Origin of the sequence: Achromobacter sp. NPDC008082 (assembly GCF_042957345.1) — a bacterium.
GTDB classification, from domain to species: domain Bacteria; phylum Pseudomonadota; class Gammaproteobacteria; order Burkholderiales; family Burkholderiaceae_B; genus Achromobacter; species Achromobacter kerstersii_A.
Window position 1 is genome coordinate 508,332 of the sequence record NZ_JBIBIB010000002.1, and the last position, 17,054, is coordinate 525,385.

Annotated in this window: 11 protein-coding genes; 8 read left to right on the forward strand and 3 right to left on the reverse strand. The window is 65.1% G+C overall.

The annotated features are described in order from the left end of the window. Together ACFZAI_RS09385 and ACFZAI_RS09390 are read right to left on the reverse strand one after the other, a co-directional pair. Complete coding sequence (locus tag ACFZAI_RS09385) at positions 1 to 3,165, reverse strand: efflux RND transporter permease subunit (protein ID WP_391566657.1); 3,165 nt, start codon at positions 3,163 to 3,165, stop codon at positions 1 to 3. Continuing rightward, a complete protein-coding gene (locus ACFZAI_RS09390; RefSeq protein WP_391566658.1) occupies positions 3,162 to 4,292 on the reverse strand; it encodes an efflux RND transporter periplasmic adaptor subunit in 1,131 nt (376 codons plus the stop codon). Before ACFZAI_RS09390 ends, ACFZAI_RS09385 begins: the two co-directional genes overlap by 4 nt. 139 nt (positions 4,293 to 4,431) lie before the next feature. Between ACFZAI_RS09390 and ACFZAI_RS09395 the strand changes: the two genes are divergently transcribed. Then, positions 4,432 to 5,097, forward strand: coding sequence for a TetR/AcrR family transcriptional regulator (locus tag ACFZAI_RS09395; RefSeq protein WP_391566659.1), 666 nt, complete (start codon positions 4,432 to 4,434; stop codon positions 5,095 to 5,097). A gap of 65 nt (positions 5,098 to 5,162) precedes the next feature. On the opposite strand, the gene ACFZAI_RS09400 is transcribed toward ACFZAI_RS09395, so the two are convergent. Beyond that, positions 5,163 to 5,543, reverse strand: coding sequence for a VOC family protein (locus tag ACFZAI_RS09400; RefSeq protein ID WP_391566660.1), 381 nt, complete (start codon positions 5,541 to 5,543; stop codon positions 5,163 to 5,165). 125 nt (positions 5,544 to 5,668) lie between these two features. On the opposite strand from ACFZAI_RS09400, the gene betT reads away from it, so the two are divergent. The 7 genes from betT (at position 5,669) to ACFZAI_RS09435 (ending at position 16,997) form a co-directional block, all read left to right on the forward strand. Further along, positions 5,669 to 7,639 carry a choline BCCT transporter BetT gene (gene betT / locus ACFZAI_RS09405; protein ID WP_391566661.1) on the forward strand — a complete coding sequence of 657 codons (1,971 nt, stop codon included), beginning with the start codon at positions 5,669 to 5,671 and terminating at the stop codon, positions 7,637 to 7,639. Positions 7,640 to 7,796: 157 nt separating this feature from the next. Beyond that, a complete protein-coding gene (locus ACFZAI_RS09410; protein ID WP_391566662.1) occupies positions 7,797 to 8,930 on the forward strand; it encodes an efflux RND transporter periplasmic adaptor subunit in 1,134 nt (377 codons plus the stop codon). Between the two features lie 13 nt (positions 8,931 to 8,943). Next, positions 8,944 to 12,045 (forward strand): MexW/MexI family multidrug efflux RND transporter permease subunit, encoded by a 3,102-nt coding sequence (locus ACFZAI_RS09415; protein WP_391566663.1) that lies wholly within the window; start codon positions 8,944 to 8,946, stop codon positions 12,043 to 12,045. Positions 12,046 to 12,244: 199 nt separating this feature from the next. Continuing rightward, positions 12,245 to 13,663 carry an efflux transporter outer membrane subunit gene (locus tag ACFZAI_RS09420; RefSeq protein WP_391567097.1) on the forward strand — a complete coding sequence of 473 codons (1,419 nt, stop codon included), beginning with the start codon at positions 12,245 to 12,247 and terminating at the stop codon, positions 13,661 to 13,663. A gap of 58 nt (positions 13,664 to 13,721) precedes the next feature. Further along, positions 13,722 to 14,387 carry a helix-turn-helix transcriptional regulator gene (locus ACFZAI_RS09425; RefSeq protein ID WP_391566664.1) on the forward strand — a complete coding sequence of 222 codons (666 nt, stop codon included), beginning with the start codon at positions 13,722 to 13,724 and terminating at the stop codon, positions 14,385 to 14,387. Then, positions 14,384 to 15,280: a LysR family transcriptional regulator gene (locus tag ACFZAI_RS09430; protein WP_391566665.1), complete on the forward strand. Its 897-nt coding sequence runs from the start codon at positions 14,384 to 14,386 to the stop codon at positions 15,278 to 15,280. The genes ACFZAI_RS09425 and ACFZAI_RS09430 overlap by 4 nt, the downstream gene beginning before the upstream one ends. Positions 15,281 to 15,494: 214 nt before the next feature. Continuing rightward, positions 15,495 to 16,997, forward strand: coding sequence for an ABC transporter substrate-binding protein (locus ACFZAI_RS09435; protein ID WP_391566666.1), 1,503 nt, complete (start codon positions 15,495 to 15,497; stop codon positions 16,995 to 16,997). The last annotated feature ends 57 nt before the right edge of the window (positions 16,998 to 17,054 follow it).

Sequence of the window (17,054 nt, forward strand, 5' to 3'; positions counted from 1 at the left end):
TCAGGCTCCTCGCTCCAGCGTGTCGCCCGCGTTGGCGCCGGGCGGCACGCCTTCGGGTTCGTCGCGCTCGTCATGGCGCACGCGGAACCAGGCGGCATACAGGGCGGGCAGGAAGAACAGCGTCAGCACCGTGGCGCTGGTGATGCCGCCCATCAGTGCGGTGGCCATGGGGCCGAAGAAGTTGCTGCGCAACAGCGGAATCAGCGCCAGCACGGCGGCGGCGGCCGTCAGCACGATGGGGCGGAAGCGCCGCGCCGTGGCGCCAACAATCGCGTCCACGCGCTTGTGGCCGTTCTGGATGTCTTGCTCGATCTGGTCCACCAGAATCACCGAGTTGCGCATGATGATGCCGAACATCGCAATCACCCCCAGCATGGCGACAAAGCCGAACGGTTTGCCAAACAGCAGCAGCGCAGCCACCACCCCGATCAGACCCAGCGGCGCGGTCAGCACCACCATCATCACGCGGGCGAAGCTTTGCAGCTGCACCATCAGCAAGGTCAGCACCGCCACGGCCATCAATGGCATTTGCGCGTTGATCGACGCCTGACCCTTGCCGCTTTCTTCCACCGGGCCGCCCACTTCAATGCGATACCCCACCGGCAATTCGGCGCGTAGGGCGTTCAACTTCTTGTCGATGGCGTGCGTGACGTCGATGCCTTGCGAGCCGCTGGTCACATCCGCCTGCACCGTGATGGTCGGCTGGCGGTCGCGTTCCCAGATGACGCCGTACTCCAGGCCATAGCGCACATGCCCCAGGCTGCCCAGCGGTACCGAGCCGTTGGCCGTGGGCATGGACAGCGTCGCCACGCGCGCGGGGTCGATGCGTTCGTCTTGCGGCGCACGCAGGCTGACGTTGATCAGCTTGTCGCGCTCGCGGTATTGCGTCACGGTGTAGCCCGACAGCGTCATCGCCAGAAAATCCGAGATGTCGCTGGTGCTGATGCCTTGCTCGCGCGCCTTTTGCTGGTCGATCTCAAAGCGCACCGACCGCTCGGAAGGTTCATCCCAGTCGAACTGCACGTTCACCGAACGGGTATCGGCGCGGACTTCGGCGGCCACTTTCTCCGCCACCGCGCGCACGTCGGATATCTTGTCGCCGCTGACGCGGAACTGCACCTGATAGCCCACAGGCGGCCCGTTTTCCAGGCGCGACAAGCGGGTGCGCACGGCGGGGAATTGCTCGCGCAGCATCGGCGTCAGCCACTGCGCGAGCTTTTCGCGGTCTTCCACGGAATGGGCGGTGATGACCAGTTGCGCGAAGTTCGGCGTGGCCAGTTGCTGGTCCAGCGGCAGATAAAAACGCGGTGCGCCGGTGCCGACGAAGCTGACCGAATGATCGATTTCGGGCCGACCTTCCAGCGCCTTCTCCAGACGTTCCACCTGACGCAGCGTGGCGGCGAAGGACGCGCCTTCCTGCAAGCGCACATCCACCAGCAGTTCGGTGCGGTCCGAGCTGGGGAAGAATTGCTGCGGCACCAGCTTGAAGCCGGCCATCGACACCACAAAGATAAGCACCGTGCCCGCCAGCACCCAGTAGCGGCGGTCCACGCACCACGACACCCAGCCGCGCAGGCGCTGATAGAACCGGGTGTTGTAGATATCGTGTTCGTGGTCGTCGGGCAGATGCGCTTCGCGCTTGCGTTCGGGCAGCAGGCGGTAACCCAGCAGCGGGATCAGCACCACGGCGGCAAACCAGGACGTAATCAGCGCAATGGCCGACACCTGGAAAATGGAACGCGTGTATTCCCCGGTGCTGGACTTGGCCAGCGCAATCGGCAGGAAACCCGCCACGGTGACGAGCGTGCCGGTCAGCATGGGGAAGGCGGTGCTGGTGTAGGCGTAGGCCGCCGCGCGGGCGCGGCTCCAGCCTTGTTCCAGCTTCACCGACATCATTTCCACGGCGATGATGGCGTCATCCACCAACAGGCCCAGCGCCAGCACCAAGGTGCCTAGCGACACCTTGTGCAAGCCGATGCCGAACATATCCATGAACAGCGCCGTGACGGCCAGCACCACGGGAATGGAGATCACCACCACCATGCCGGTGCGCAAGCCCAACGACACCAGGCTCACGATCAGCACGATGGCAACCGCTTCGGCCACCGAACGCAGGAAATCATCCACCGAATGCGACACCGCCTGCGGCATGCTGGACACTTCCGTCAGCGTGAGCCCGGCCGGCAATTGCGCCTTCAGTGTTTCGAACGTCGTGCCCAATGACTTGCCCAGCCGCACCACGTCCTGGCCCGGCTGCATGGTGATGCCGATGCCCAGCACGGGCTTGCCGCCCACGCGCATCTGGTCCACAGGCGGGTCTTCGTAGCCCCGATGGATCGTTGCAATATCGCCCAGCCGGATCGACTTGCCGTTCACGCGGATCAAGGTATCCGCCAGCGCGCGGCTGTTCTCGTATTGCCCGGTGGGGCGCACGAAGATGCGGTCATCAGCGGTGGTCAGTGTGCCCGCGGCGGACACGGTGTTCTGCGTGTTGATTGCCTGCGCGATCTGCTGCGGCGTCACGCCCAGCCCGGCCAGCTGCGTATTGGAAATTTCAATGTAGATGTGCTCGGCCTGGTCGGCAAAGTAGTCGACCTTGGCGACGCCCGGCACGCGCAGCAGCACGGTGCGCAGCTTGTCCGCGTAGTCATGCAGCTGCGCCGGCGAAAAGCCGTCGCCGTGCAAGGTGTAGATGTTGGTGTAGACGTCGCCGAATTCGTCATTGAAGAACGGGCCTTGCACGCCTTGCGGCAGGGTGGCCTGGATGTCGCCCACTTTTTTGCGGATCTGATACCACTGCTCAGCCACGGTGCTGGCGGGCGCCGAATCCTTCATGGTGTAGAAGATCAGCGACTCACCCGGCCGTGAATAGCTGCGCAGGAAATCCGTGTTGGCGGTTTCCTGCAGCTTCTTGCCGATGCGGTCGGTGACCTGCTCTTGCACCTGTTGCGCGGTGGCGCCGGGCCACAGCGTCTTCACGACCATCACGCGGAAGGTGAAGGGCGGGTCTTCCGACTGCGCCAGCTTGGAATACGACAGCACGCCGAACAGCGTTACCAACGTGATGATGAAGATCACCAGCGGCTGGTGCCGCAGCGCCCACGCCGACAGGTTGAACTTGCCTTCGTCGTGGTGCTGGCCCGGCCCTTGATCCGCGGCGCTCATGACGCGAAGTCCTCGGGGTGCAGGGGCGCTACGGGCCGGACCTTTTCGCCAGCCGACACGGTGTGCACGCCTTGCCAGACCACGCGTTCGCCGGCCTTGACGCCGCCGGACAAGGTGACGGTGCGCGCGTCGTAGCGAAGGATTTGCACGCGGCGCAGTTCCAGCGTGTTGGCGTCCGGCTTGACGATCCAGACGGCCGGTTCCTTGGCGTCATGGAACAAAGCGGTGGCCGGCAGGGTGTAGGTCTGAACGTCGGCGGCGCTGCGGTTATCGAAACTGATGTTGGCCGTCATGCCCAGCCGCACGTCAGGCGACGGCGACTCCAGCGTGAGCTTGACGCGGTAAGTGCGGCTTTGCGGGTCGGCTGCGGGGGCGATTTCGCGCAGCACGGCGGTGAAGGTCTTGCCGCGCAGCGGACCCAGCGTGACGCTGGCGCGTTGGCCCACGCTGAGCCCCGCCAGCACGCTTTCAGGCACGTCGCAAATGGCGTCGATGTCACCCGACCAGGCCAATTGATAGACGGGCGTGCCGGCGGCCACGTTCTGGCCGGTGTCGGCTTGTTCGGCCGTGATCAGGCCCGCGTGATCGGCATGCAGCGTGGTGTATTTGAGCTGGTCGGCGGATAGCGCGGCCTCTTGGGCCGCCTGGTCACGCTGCGCCAGCGCCGAGGCGTAAGCGTTGCGAGTCTGCTCCAGCTGGTTTGCCGCGATCAGGTTTTCGCGCGCCTGGGCGCGGTCGCGGTCCAGTTGTTGGCGGGCATAGTCCAGCTGATGCTGGGCCGCGCTTAATTGCGCTTTTGCGGCGGCGGCGTTCTTGGTGGCGTCGGCCGGGTCCAGCTTGGCCACAACTTGCCCTGGCGTAACGGTGTCGCCCAGCCGGACGAGCCGTTCGGTGATCTTGCCGCCCACGCGGAATGACAGGGGGGTGCTGTAGCGCGCCTGCACCTCGCCGGGCAAGGTCCAGGCCGGCAGGCGTTCATCGGCTTTGGCGGGCATGGCGACGACGGGCCGGGGCGCGGGCGGGGGCGCTTCCTTGCGGCCGCAGGCGGAAACCGCCAATGCCAAGGCCAACGCGGCGGGCAGCGCCAGACGGCGCGTCCAGCCGGGCTTGGAAGTAGAACAATTCACGAAACACCTCGCGGCGCGGAAAGGGCAATGGAAGGAGGAGCCAACGCAAGTCAGACTCAATACGGCCTGGATTCTAATGCGTAACTGTATTCGGATACAACCTTGTATTTGAAATGGGAGCCAGTGCTAAACTCGCGCCATGTCGAAAATCCGCCTTACCCGCGAGCAAAGCCGAGACCAGACGCGCCAGCGTCTGCTCGACGCTGCGCAATCGGTTTTTCTCAGCAAGGGCTTTGTGGCCGCCAGCGTCGAAGACATCGCCGAACTGGCGGGCTATACACGCGGCGCCTTCTATTCCAACTTCGGCAGCAAGTCCGAACTGTTCCTGCAATTGCTCCGGCGCGATCACGAAAAAGTGATGGGCGATATGCGCGCCATTTTCGAAATTGGCGAATCGCGGCCCGAAATGGAAGCGCGCGTGCTGGCGTACTACAGCACGCACCATCGCGAAAACGACTGTTTCTTGCTCTGGATGGAAGGCAAGCTGCAAGCGGCGCGCGACCCTGAATTCCGGGTGGGCTTTACCGACTGCCTGCGTGAACTGCGCGCCGCCACCACCGAGTACGTGCGCCAGTTTTCCGCCCAAGTCGGCACGCCGCTGCCGCTGCCCGCGGAGCAACTGGCGGTGGGGCTGCTGGCGCTATCGGACGGCATGCAGTTCAGCTATGCCTTTGATCCGCAAGGCGTCAGCCTGGAAATGACCGAGGCGGTGCTGGCGGGCTTTTTCCGCCGTGTGGTGTTTGGCGACCCGGCGCCTGACGCGCCGCCCGCCTTGCCCAAAGCCGCCAATACTGCCGGCCAATAGCGCCGGCCAATAGCGCCGGCCAATAAGGCTGGCAATAAGGCCGGCAATAAGGCCGGCCCTGGCGTCTAGCCCAGCAATTCCGAAATCTCAATCAGGTTCAGATCCGGGTCCCGCAAATACACCGAGCGGATCTTCCCCGTGGCGCCCGTGCGCGCAACCGGGCCTTCGATGATCGTTGCGCCCGCCTGATTCAACTGCGTAATCACGTCGTCCAGGGGCCGGTCGGCGATAAAGCACAAGTCCAGCGCGCCCGGCACCGGCAGGTGCGCCTTGGGCTCGAACTCATGGCCGCGCACATGCAGGTTGATCTTCTGATTGCCAAAGCGCAGCGCCTGCCGGCCTGCGCCGAAGGCTTCCAGCCGCATGCCCAGAATGCGGGTATAGAAATCCACCGTGGCGTCGGGGTTGGTGCAGGTCAAAACCAGATGGTCCAGGTGATCGATCATGCGCATCTCCACGTAATCAGATTGTCAGCTGTGCGTTGGCCGTGATAGTAATACCCGCGGCGTGCAGCCAGACTAAGGGGGGCCTGCGCCGCATTTCTCAACCCTTGGGCGAAAGGAGAGGCTGCATGTCTTCAGAAACCCGGCCATCGACCATCAATCGGCCTGTATTTTTTCCGGCCGCCATCTTCACGCTGCTGCTCGTGGGATTTGCCATTCTTGCGCCCAAGTCGGCGCAGAGCCTGTTCGAATCCATGCAAGGCTGGATTCTGGGCAATGCCAGCTGGTTCTACATTCTGGTCGTGGCGATCATCCTGTTGGCCGTGGTGTTTCTGGCCGTCAGCCGCTATGGCGACATCAAGCTCGGGCCGGATCACAGCGAACCCGACTATCGCAATTTCACGTGGTTCGCGATGCTGTTTTCCGCCGGCATGGGCATCGGCCTGATGTTCTTCGGCGTGGCGGAACCCGTGATGCATTTCATGTCGCCGCCGGTAGGCGAGGGCGGCACCGCTGTCGCCGCGCGCGAAGCCATGAAGATCACGTTCTTCCACTGGGGCCTGCATGCGTGGGCGATCTACGCGGTGGTGGCGCTGATCCTGGCGTTCTTCAGCTATCGCCACGGGCTGCCGCTGACATTGCGTTCCGCGCTGTATCCGTTGATTGGCAACCGCATCCACGGGCCGATCGGACACGCCGTCGACATCTTCGCCATCATCGGCACGGTGCTGGGCGTGGCGACGTCGCTGGGCCTGGGCGTGGCGCAGATCAACAGCGGGCTGAATCATCTGTTCGGCATTCCGGTCGGGGTGACGACGCAGATCATTCTGGTCATCGTCACCTGCGGGCTGGCTACGCTGTCGGTCGCAAGCGGCCTGGACAAGGGCATCCGCATCCTGTCCGAAACCAATCTGGTGCTGGCGGCTGTGCTGCTGCTGTTCGTGCTGGTCGTGGGGCCCACCGTGTTCCTGTTCCAGACTTTCGTGCAGAACACCGGCGCGTACCTGTCCGACATCGTCAACAAGACCTTTAACCTGTATGCCTACGAGCCCACCGACTGGATCGGCGGCTGGACGCTGTTTTATTGGGGCTGGTGGATTGCGTGGTCGCCCTTTGTGGGCCTGTTCATCGCGCGCATTTCGCGTGGGCGCACCATCCGCGAATTCGTCACCGGCGTACTGCTGGTGCCGGCCGGCTTCACGCTGTTCTGGATGACGGTGTTTGGCGACACGGCCATCCACATGATTCTGGTGGACAGGGTGCAGGGGTTTGCCGAAGTCGTCGAAGCCGACTCATCGCTAGCGCTGTTCGCCTTTCTTGAGCAGTTGCCGTGGAGCGGCGTGCTGTCGGTGGTTGCGATAGCGATGGTGGCGGTGTTCTTTGTCACGTCGGCCGACTCGGGCGCGCTGGTGGTAGACCTGCTGGCCTCTGGCGGATCAGACCGCACGCCCGTATGGCAGCGCATTTTCTGGTCGGTGCTGATGGGGGCGGTGGCCATCGCCCTGTTGCTGGCCGATGGCTTGACGGCCTTGCAGACAGCAACCATCGCCAGCGCGCTGCCGTTCTCGATTATCTTGCTGCTGTCCTTGTGGGGCCTGTTCAAGGCGCTGAAGCTGGACGCCACCAAGCGCGGCATCCGGTATCAGTCCCTGACCTTGTCGCGCCCGGCGCGTGGCGGCCAGTCTTGGGAACGCCGCCTGCGCAACATGGTCATGATGCCGCGCCGCTCCCATGTGCTGCGCTTCATCAGCGATGTGGTGCGGCCGGCGCTGGAAGACGTGGCCGACGAATTGCGCAAGCAGGGTTACGCGGTCGACGTCCGCGAAAACGAAGACGACGGCAGCGCCATTCTTGAGGTTTCACACGGCGAGCATCTGGACTTTTCGTACGCCGTGCAGCCCGAAGCCTTTGTGCGTCCCAGCCTGACGCCCGAAGAGGCGGCCGACGAAGAAGAGCGCAAGTACTTCCGCGCCGAAGTCCATCTGCGTGAAGGCGGGCAAGACTACGACATCATGGGCTGGAGCCGTGATGCGGTCATAGGCGACATCCTGGACCAGTACGAACGCCATCGCCATTACCTGCACATGGTCCGGACCTGAACCCGCATCCCTTTCCCCAAAAACCGCCCGCTTGCCCGGGCGGTTTTTTTTGCCCGATAGCCAGTCCCTATTTCCTGCATTGATTAAGCCGCTTTGACGGAATTGCGGGAGTCAAGGATTATCCAAGACTATTCTTGGATAAATAAGAGAGTGAATCATGAAGGCGAAATCTGGGGCATGGGCGGCGGGCGCTGTCGTGCTGGCGCTGGCGGTGGGGGGCGGGCTGGTCTGGAAGTTCGGGGGCACATCACAGGCGGGCGGCTGGGCGATGCCGCCGGCAAAAGTCGCCGTGGCGCCGGCCGTGCGGGCGGACTTTCCCATGGCGCTGTCCGGCATTGGTTCGCTGGAAGCCACGCGCCAGGTGCTGGTGCCCGCCGAAGTGGATGGCCGCGTCACGCAGATTCTGTTCACTGCGGGGCAGCGGGTGCAGGCCGGCCAGTTGCTGGTGCAGATGAACGACGCGCCCGAACAAGGCGAACTGGCCCGGCTTCAGGCGCAAGCGCGCAACGCCCGCACCCTGCTGGAACGCACGCGCAGGCTACTGCCGCAGCAGGCGGCCACGCGTGAACAGCTGGATCAGGCCCAGGCCGACTACGACCAGGCCGCCGCCGACATCAAGCGGGTGCAGGCGCTGATCGAGCAAAAGCGGGTGAAGGCGCCGTTCGATGGCGTGCTGGGTGTGCGGCGGGTCAACCTGGGCCAGTTCGCCAAGGCGGGCGACGCGTTGGTGTCCTTGACTGACGCCTCCACCTTGTACGCCAACATCACGCTGCCCGAGCAGGCGCTGGGCGCGCTGCGCGCCGGCCAGCCCGTCACGGTGACGGTGGACGCCCATGCCGGACGCGAATTCACCGGCACGGTCTCAACCATCGAGCCGCAGGTAGACGCGGGTTCGCGCACGGTGCGCGTGCAGGCCACCTTGCCGAACGCCGACGGCGCGCTCGCCGCCGGCATGTACGCCCAAGGCCGCATCGGCTTGCCCGACCGCCCCAACGTGATCACCGTGCCAGAAACCGCCGTCAGCTACAGCGCCTATGGCGATTCCGTCTACGTGCTGACGCCGCCCAAGCCGGGCGAGGACAAGGCCGCGCCCACCGTGCGCCAGGCCTACGTGAAGACCGCCGAGCGTGTGCGCGGCCGGGTCGTCGTGGCCGAGGGGCTGAACGCGGGCGACCAAGTCGTGACGTCTGGCCAGCTGCGCCTGCATAACGGCGCGGCCGTCGAGGTGATCCCCAGCGACACCGTGGCGCTAGGCGCACCGCAGCAAGCCGTAGCGCAAGCCGGGCAATGAGGCGGAGACAAGCATGAGATTCACCGATCTTTTCGTACGCCGTCCCGTGCTGGCGCTGGTTGTCAGCACGCTGATTCTGCTCTTGGGCATCAAGGCGCTGAGCGGGCTGCCCGTGCGGCAGTACCCGCTGACCGAAAGCACCACCATCACCATCACCACCCAATACCCGGGCGCATCGCCTGACCTGATGCAAGGCTTTGTCACGCAACCCATCGCGCAATCGGTGGCCACGGTGGAGGGCATCGACTACCTGTCGTCGTCGTCCACGCAGGGCCGCAGCGTGATCACGGTGCGCATGAAGCTGAACGCCGATTCCAACAAGGCCATGACCGAGGTCATGGCCAAGGTCAACGAGGTCAAGTACCGCTTGCCGCAGGATGTGTACGACCCGGTGCTGGTCAAGTCCGCCGGCGAAGCCACCGCCGTGGCCTATGTGGGCTTTTCCAGCACGACGTTGTCGCTGGCGGCGCTGACCGATTACCTGTCGCGCGTGGTGCAGCCGCAGCTGTCGTCCATTGATGGCGTGGCCAGCGTGGAGCTCTATGGCGGTCAGAAGCTGGCCATGCGCGTGTGGCTGGACCCCAACCGCATGGCCGCGCGCGGTATTTCCGCGGGGGAACTGGCGCAGGCGCTGCGTGACAACAACGTGCAAGCCGCGCCCGGCCAGGCCAAGGGCCTGTACGTGGTGTCCAACATTCAGGTCAATACCGACCTGGTGAACGTGGCGGAATTCCGCGACCTGGTGGTCAAACGCGACGGCGACGCCATCGTGAGGCTGGGCGATGTGGCGACCGTTGAGCTGGGCGCGGCATCCACCGATTCCAGCGGGCTGATGGATGGCGAACCCGCCGTCTACTTCGGCCTGAACGCCACGCCGGTGGGTAACCCGCTGGTCATCGTCAAACGCCTGCAAGAACTGCTGCCGAACATCAAGCAGAACCTGCCGCCCGGCACCAGCGTGCAAGTGCCGTTCGAGCTGGCCCGCTTCATCAGCGCGTCCATCGACGGCGTGATGCAAACCTTGCTGGAAGCAATCGCCATCGTGGTGGTGGTGATCTTCCTGTGCCTGGGGTCGTTGCGCGCCGTGCTGATTCCGGTGGTCACCATTCCGCTGTCGATGCTGGGCGGGGCGGCCATCATGGCGCTGTTTGGCTTCAGCGTGAACCTGTTGACCTTGCTGGCGATGGTGCTGGCCATTGGCCTGGTGGTGGATGACGCCATCGTGGTGGTGGAAAACGTGCACCGGCATATCGAAGAGGGCAAGTCGCCCGTGCGCGCCGCGCTGATCGGGGCGCGCGAAGTGGCGGGGCCGGTAATTGCCATGACGATCACGCTGGCCGCCGTCTACGCGCCCATCGGGCTGATGGGCGGGTTGACCGGGTCGCTGTTCAAGGAATTCGCGTTCACGCTGGCAGGCGCCGTGGTGGTGTCGGGCGTGATTGCACTGACCTTGTCGCCGGTAATGAGCTCGTTCCTGCTGAACCATCGCGTGTCGGACGGCTGGATGGCGCGCCGTGCCGAACACGCATTCGGGCGTCTGGGCGAGGCCTATGGCCGCGTGCTGGACGTATCCCTGCATCACCGCTGGGTGACGGGGCTGATTGCGGTGGCGGTGCTGGTGAGCCTGCCGTTCCTGTACAACGCCGCGCAGCGCGAGTTGGCGCCGGTTGAAGACCAGTCCACGGTGCTCACCGCGATCAAGTCGCCGCAGCACGCCAACATCGACTATGTCGAGAAGTTCGGCAAGAAGTGGGACGACGTGATGAAGACCTTGCCCGAACAAAAGGGGCGCTGGCTGATCAACGGATCAGACGGCGTGTCCAACAGCATCGGCGGGGTGGACTTCGTGGACTGGCACGAGCGCCAGCGCAACGCCGACGAGATCCAGGCCGACATGCAGGCCATGGCCAACCAGGTCGAAGGCAGCAACATCTTCGCCTTCCAGTTGCCGTCGTTGCCGGGTTCCACGGGCGGCCTGCCCGTGCAGATGGTGCTGATGAGCGCGGCCGATTACCCGGTCGTCTACGAGGCCATGGAAAGCCTGAAGCAGGCCGCCCGCGAAAGCGGCCTGTTCATGGTGGTGGACAGCGATCTGGACTACAACAACCCGGTCGTGCAGCTGAAGTTGGACCGCGCCAAGGCCAACAGCCTGGGCGTCACCATGAAAGACATTGGCGACACGCTGGCCGTGCTGGTTGGTGAAAACTACATCAACCGCTTCGGCATGGACGGCCGTTCGTACGACGTGATTCCGCAAAGCCTGCGCGAGCAGCGCATTTCGCCGGCATCGCTGGCGCAGTTCCACGTCAAGAGCGCGACGGGGGCGCAGGTGCCGCTGTCCAACCTGGTGACGGTGTCGATGGGTGTAGAGCCCAATTCGTTGACCCAGTTCAACCAGCTGAACGCGGCCACGTTCCAGGCCATTCCGATGCCCGGCGTCACCATGGGTGACGCGGTGCAATTCCTGACGCGCCAAGCCCAGCAATTGCCCGCCGGCTTCAGCTACGACTGGCAATCGGATGCGCGGCAGTTCAGCCAGGAAGGCTCGGCGCTGATGATCACCTTCATCTTCGCCATCATCGTGATCTATCTGGTGCTGGCCGCGCAGTACGAAAGCCTGCGCGACCCGTTCATCATTCTGGTGAGCGTGCCCATGTCGATCTGCGGCGCGCTGATTCCGCTGGCGTTGGGCATGGCCACCGTCAACATCTACACGCAGATTGGTCTGGTGACGCTGATTGGCCTGATCAGCAAGCACGGCATCCTGATGGTGGAGTTCGCCAACGAAATGCAGCTCAGCCATGGGCTGGACCGCCGCGCCGCCATGGAGCAGGCCGCGCGCATCCGCCTGCGCCCCATTCTGATGACGACGGCGGCCATGGTGATGGGGCTGATCCCCTTGCTGTTCGCCACCGGGGCGGGCGCGCATAGCCGCTATAGCCTGGGCCTGGTCATCGTGGTGGGCCTGCTGGTGGGCACCTTGTTCACGCTGTTTGTGCTGCCCACCGTCTATACCGTTTTCGCGCGCGACCACCGCGCGGCCAATGACACGCCGCGTGCTCGCGAGCTGGCGGCGGCGCAGGCCGAAGACGCCCGTGCGGCCGCGTCGCATTAAGGAACCGATCATGCATCAACGTCAATACGTCTTGGACCCACATGTCTCGAATGGCCACTTCCTGGGCCGGCACGTTGCGGGACGTCAGTTCCTGGGCAGGCATATTGTGGGACGTCAGTTCCTGGGCCGTCATGTTGTGGGCCGTCAGCCCCTGGGCCGTCATTTCTCGGGTCAGCACCCGTGGTTCCGCGCGGCCGCCATGCTGCTGGCCGCCCTGGCCCTGGCCGGTTGCGCTGTCGGCCCTGACTATCAACCGCCGCCATCTGCGCCCGTTGCGCTGGCCAGCCCCGAACAGGCCCTGTTCTCGGCCGACCAGTTGCAGCGCGACTGGTGGCGGCAGTTGCAAGACCCGCAGCTGGACCGGCTGATTGATCTGGCGCTGTCCCGCAACCACGACATCCGCATCGCGCAGGCTCGCCTGGCGGAATCCCGGGCGGTGCTGGACGAAAAAGAACTCGACCAGCTGCCGGCCGTGACGCTGGACGGCCGCTACGAGCGCAGCCTGTCGCAGGCCAATGCCGGTACGGCAGGGCAGCGCAATCTGGCGCAGAGTTATCGGGCGGGCTTTGACGCCACCTGGGAACTGGACCTGTTCGGCCGTCTGCGCCGGGCAGCCGAAGGCGCCGCGGCGCGCAGTGAAGCGCAAGCGGCCGACCTGGCTCAGGCCCGCATCGTCGTGGCGGCCGAAGTCGCCCGCAATTACTTCGAACTGCGCGGCGCTGAACAGCGCTTGGCCGTTGCGCGCGCCAATCTGGACAGCCAGCGCGACAGCCTGCGCGTCACGCAGGCCATGGTCACGGCGGGCCGGGGCGACGAGGGCGACCTGGCCAGCGCGCGGGCCGAACTGGAAACCGTGCAGGCCAGCGTGCCGGTGCAAGTGGCGGCCCGGCGGCTGGCGCTGTACCGCATCGCGGTGCTGGCGGGGATGCGGCCGGTGGAACTAGGCGAGCTGGACGCCGGCGAGCCGCTGGCGCCCTTGACCGCCAAGTTTCCCATCGGCGATGTGGGCGCGCTGCTGTCTCGCCGCCCGGACATCCTGGCCGCCGAACGGTCGATGGCCGCAGCCAATGCGGACGTGGGCGTGGCCACGGCCGAGCTTTATCCGCGTATCGACCTGGGCGGGTTCTTGGGCTTTGTTGCGCTACGCGGAGCGGATTTTGGTTCAAGTTCAAGCCGGGCCTTCAGCGTTGCGTCCGGCGTGAACTGGCCGGCGTTTCATTTGCCGACGGCGCTTGCCAGAAAGCGTGGCGCGGTTGCGCGTTCCGACGGCGAAGTGGCGCGCTACGAGCAGACCGTGCTGCGTGCGGTGGAAGAACTGGAGTCGGCGCTGACCGAGTTCGGCCAGACGCAGCAACGCTTGGGCAACTTGGCGCAGGCCGCCGCGTATAGCGGACGCGCAGCGGAATTGGCGCAGTTGCGCTATCGCGAAGGCAGCGCCCCGTATTTGACGGTGCTGGACGCGCAGCGTACGCTTTTGCGCGCCCAGGACGCCGTGGCGGTGGCGGAAACGGATTCCTATACGCGGCTGATCGCGCTTTACAAAGCGCTCGGGGGCGGGTGGGAGGCCCAGCCGGCAGCCGGCCCCGCTGCCCACCCCGAGCCCGCCGCCGCGGGCTGACCGCCCGCCCCGGTTCGTGGCACCATAGCCAACATTGCCCAGGAGTTTCGTTATCGCCATGTCCGACAGCCTGTCCCAACCCGTCACCTGGATGCCGCATCAGCCGGCCGACCGCGTGCTCATGACCTTGAAGACACGCGGCCCGCAGTCCATCGCCGTCATCGCCAAGGCCATGGACGTGACGGCCGAAGCGGTCCGCCAGCAGATGACGCGGCTGCATGCGGACGGGCTGGTCGATTCCGAAAGCCACAGCGCGGGCCGTGGCCGGCCGACGCAGATCTGGTTTCTGACGGAAGCGGGCCACGGCCGTTTTCCGGATACGCACGCCGAAATGACCGTGCAGATGATCGGCGCGGTGCGTCAGGTGTTTGGCGACGAGGGCGTGGAAAAGCTGATCCAGGTGCGGGAAACCGCGATGCTGAACAGCTACCACCAGGCGATGCTGGGCGCGAACGATCTGAAGGCGCGCCTGGAACGCCTGGTGCAGGTGCGTTCGTCCGAAGGCTATATGGCCGAGCTGCGCCAGGACGGCGATGCCTTCGTCTTCATTGAAAACCATTGTCCGATCTGTTCGGCGGCCAAGGCCTGTATGGGCTTTTGCCGCAGCGAGCTGGAATTGTTCCGCCAAGTGCTGGGCGAAGACGTGCAAGTGGCCCGCGAAGAACACATTCTGGCGGGCGCGCGGCGCTGCGCGTATCGCGTGCGGGAGCAGCCGCGCGCATGACGCTCAAGCAGCTCGAAGCCTTCTATTGGGCCGCCACCTGCGCCAGCTTTGCCGTGGCGGCCGAGCGGCTGCATTTGTCGGTGTCGTCCTTATCCAAGCGCATCACCGAACTGGAAGACGCGTTGGGCCAGCCGCTGTTTGACCGCAGCGGCCACAAGGCCGCACTGACCGACGCTGGCCAGCGGCTGGTGCCGCAGGCGCGTGAACTGCTGGCCGCGGCCGATCAGGTGCGCGCGTCCATGGCCCAAACGCCGGGCTTGCGTGGCCGGTGCCGCTTTGGCGTGGGCGAACTCACTGCGCTGACGTGGCTGCCGCGCCTGATCGGCGCCGTGCGCGCGGCCTATCCCGACCTGGTGCTGGAGCCGTATGTGGATATTGGCCAGGTGCTGGAGCAGCGCGTGGCGGACGGCGAGCTGGATTTTGCCGTGATCGCCGGGCGCTCGTCGCGCGCGAATATTGCCTCGACGCCTATCGGCGAAGCCCGCTTTGCCTGGGCGGCGTCGCCTGCCGTGCTGGGCGGGGAAACCCGCATGTCGCCGCTGTTGCTGGCCCGTCTGCCGCTGGTGACGCTGCCGGCCGGCGCAGGCACGACGCGCATCATCGACGACTGGCTGGCTGGGCGCGACGCCGCCGGTGAGCGCCTGTGCTGCAACAACTGGGGCGCCATTGTCGGCATGCTGATTGAAGGCACGGGCGTTGGAATGCTGCCCAGCCATTGGGCCGACGCGCTGGCGGCCGAGGGCAGTTTGCGGGTGTTGCAGGGCGAGCCCGAACTGGCCGCCTTGCCGTATTCCTTCCAGTACCGCCGTGACGACCACCGCGCGCTGGTTGCGTTGCTGCGCGATGCGGTGGCGTCGGCGGTGGACTTTTCGGCGCCTTGCCGGCTGCCCTGAGGCAGGGCGCCGAACGCCGAACGCCGATCTTCGACACTTGATGCCCAGATCGGGACCTGGACCCAATCCCCGATCCCGCTCCCAGACCCCCGACCCGCTCGCGTCCGCAAGGCGGCCATGCCCGCCAGAATTTAGCGCTGCGACAGCTGGCTCTCTATACAATCGCCGCGCGCCTGGCGCAGAATCCAACAAGATGCATAGACGGAGATCATTCATGCGTAAACTTTGCCTCGCCATGGCTATGGCGGGAATGCTGGCTAGCGGCCTGGCGCAAGCCCAGTCGACCCTGAAAATCGGTTTGCAGGACGACCCGGACGTGCTGGACCCGGTGCGTGCGCGCACTTTCGTGGGCCGCATCGTCTTCGCTTCCTTGTGCGACAAGCTGGTCGACATTACGCCTGACCTGAAGATCGTGCCGCAGCTGGCGCAGTCCTGGACGATCAGCCCGGACAACAAATCGCTGACGTTCAAGCTGCGCACCGATGCCGTGTTCCATGACGGCACGCCGGTCAACGCCGCCGCCGTCAAAGCCAACCTGGACCGGGCCCGCACGCTGCCGGACAGCAACCGCAAGAGTGAACTGGCCACCGTCGCCAGCGTGGACGCGCCGGACGAGCACACCGTTGTGCTGAACCTGTCCGAGCCGGACGCCTCGCTGCTGTCGCAGCTGTCGGACCGCGCCGGCATGATGATGTCGCCCGCCGCGTTCGACAAGGACCCCGGCGGCAAACCGGTGTGCTCGGGCCCGTACCAATTCAAGGAGCGCGTGCAGAACGACCGCATCGTGCTCGAGAAGTTTCCTAAATACTGGGACGCCGGCAACTATCACTTCGACCGCCTGGTCTTCACGCCGATTCCCGACAACACCGTGCGCCTGAACAACCTGCGCGCGGGCGACCTCGACATCATCGAACGCGTGGCCCCCAGCGACGCCAAGGCGGTGAAGGACGATCGCAACCTGCGTCTGGCGCCGGTGACGGGCCTGGGCTTCCAATCCATCTCGGTCAACCTGGGCAATGGCGCACGCGCCAACAACCCGCTGGCCAAAGACAAGCGCGTGCGTCAGGCGCTGGATCTGGCGATTGACCGCGACGTGCTGAACCAGGTGATCGGCGAAGGCATGTTCCAGCCGGCCTATCAACCGTTCCCGCCCGCCAGCTTCGCCTACAACACCGCTTTCGAGCACAAGGGCCGCGACCCGAAGAAGGCGCAGGCGCTGTTGAAGGAAGCGGGTTTTGACCGCGTGAAGTTCGAGATCACGTTCGGCAACAACACCACCATGCAGCAAGTGTTTGAGCTGGTGCAGGCCATGGGCGCCGAAGCTGGGTTCGACATCACGCTGCGTCCGGTCGAGTTCGCGTCGCTGCAATCGTCGCTGGCGCGCGGTGACTTCGAAGTGGGCCAAAGCGGCTGGTCGGGCCGGGTTGACCCCAGCGGCAACATCCACCAGTACGTCAGCTGCAAGGGCAACCTGAACGACGGCAAGTTCTGCGACGCCGGTGTCGACAAGCTGTTGAACGACGCCCGCGCCGAAGCCGACAACGCCAAGCGCCGCGCCATGTATGACCAGGTGTTGACGGCGATGCAAGACCAGCGCCCGATCGTCTACCTGTTCTACCTGCCGTGGACCTTTGGCGTGCAGAAGAAGGTGGAAGGCTTCGTCCCGTACCCGGATGGCTTGATCCGCCTGAAGGGCGTGACGGTCGCCAAAAAATAAATCAGGCGCCTTCCGACGGGACCCGAATTCGGGTCCCGTTTTCTCATTCGAGGGCGG

Excerpts from the sequence above, each read along its gene's own strand:
- ACFZAI_RS09385 (WP_391566657.1), bottom strand. The coding sequence starts at position 3,165 with ATGAGCGCCGCGGATCAAGGGCCGGGCCAGCACCACGACGAAGGCAAG.
- ACFZAI_RS09395 (WP_391566659.1), top strand. The coding sequence starts at position 4,432 with ATGTCGAAAATCCGCCTTACCCGCGAGCAAAGCCGAGACCAGACGCGC.
- ACFZAI_RS09400 (WP_391566660.1), bottom strand. The coding sequence starts at position 5,543 with ATGATCGATCACCTGGACCATCTGGTTTTGACCTGCACCAACCCCGAC.
- betT (WP_391566661.1), top strand. The coding sequence starts at position 5,669 with ATGTCTTCAGAAACCCGGCCATCGACCATCAATCGGCCTGTATTTTTT.
- ACFZAI_RS09410 (WP_391566662.1), top strand. The coding sequence starts at position 7,797 with ATGAAGGCGAAATCTGGGGCATGGGCGGCGGGCGCTGTCGTGCTGGCG.
- ACFZAI_RS09415 (WP_391566663.1), top strand. The coding sequence starts at position 8,944 with ATGAGATTCACCGATCTTTTCGTACGCCGTCCCGTGCTGGCGCTGGTT.
- ACFZAI_RS09420 (WP_391567097.1), top strand. The coding sequence starts at position 12,245 with ATGCTGCTGGCCGCCCTGGCCCTGGCCGGTTGCGCTGTCGGCCCTGAC.
- ACFZAI_RS09425 (WP_391566664.1), top strand. The coding sequence starts at position 13,722 with ATGTCCGACAGCCTGTCCCAACCCGTCACCTGGATGCCGCATCAGCCG.
- ACFZAI_RS09430 (WP_391566665.1), top strand. The coding sequence starts at position 14,384 with ATGACGCTCAAGCAGCTCGAAGCCTTCTATTGGGCCGCCACCTGCGCC.
- ACFZAI_RS09435 (WP_391566666.1), top strand. The coding sequence starts at position 15,495 with ATGCGTAAACTTTGCCTCGCCATGGCTATGGCGGGAATGCTGGCTAGC.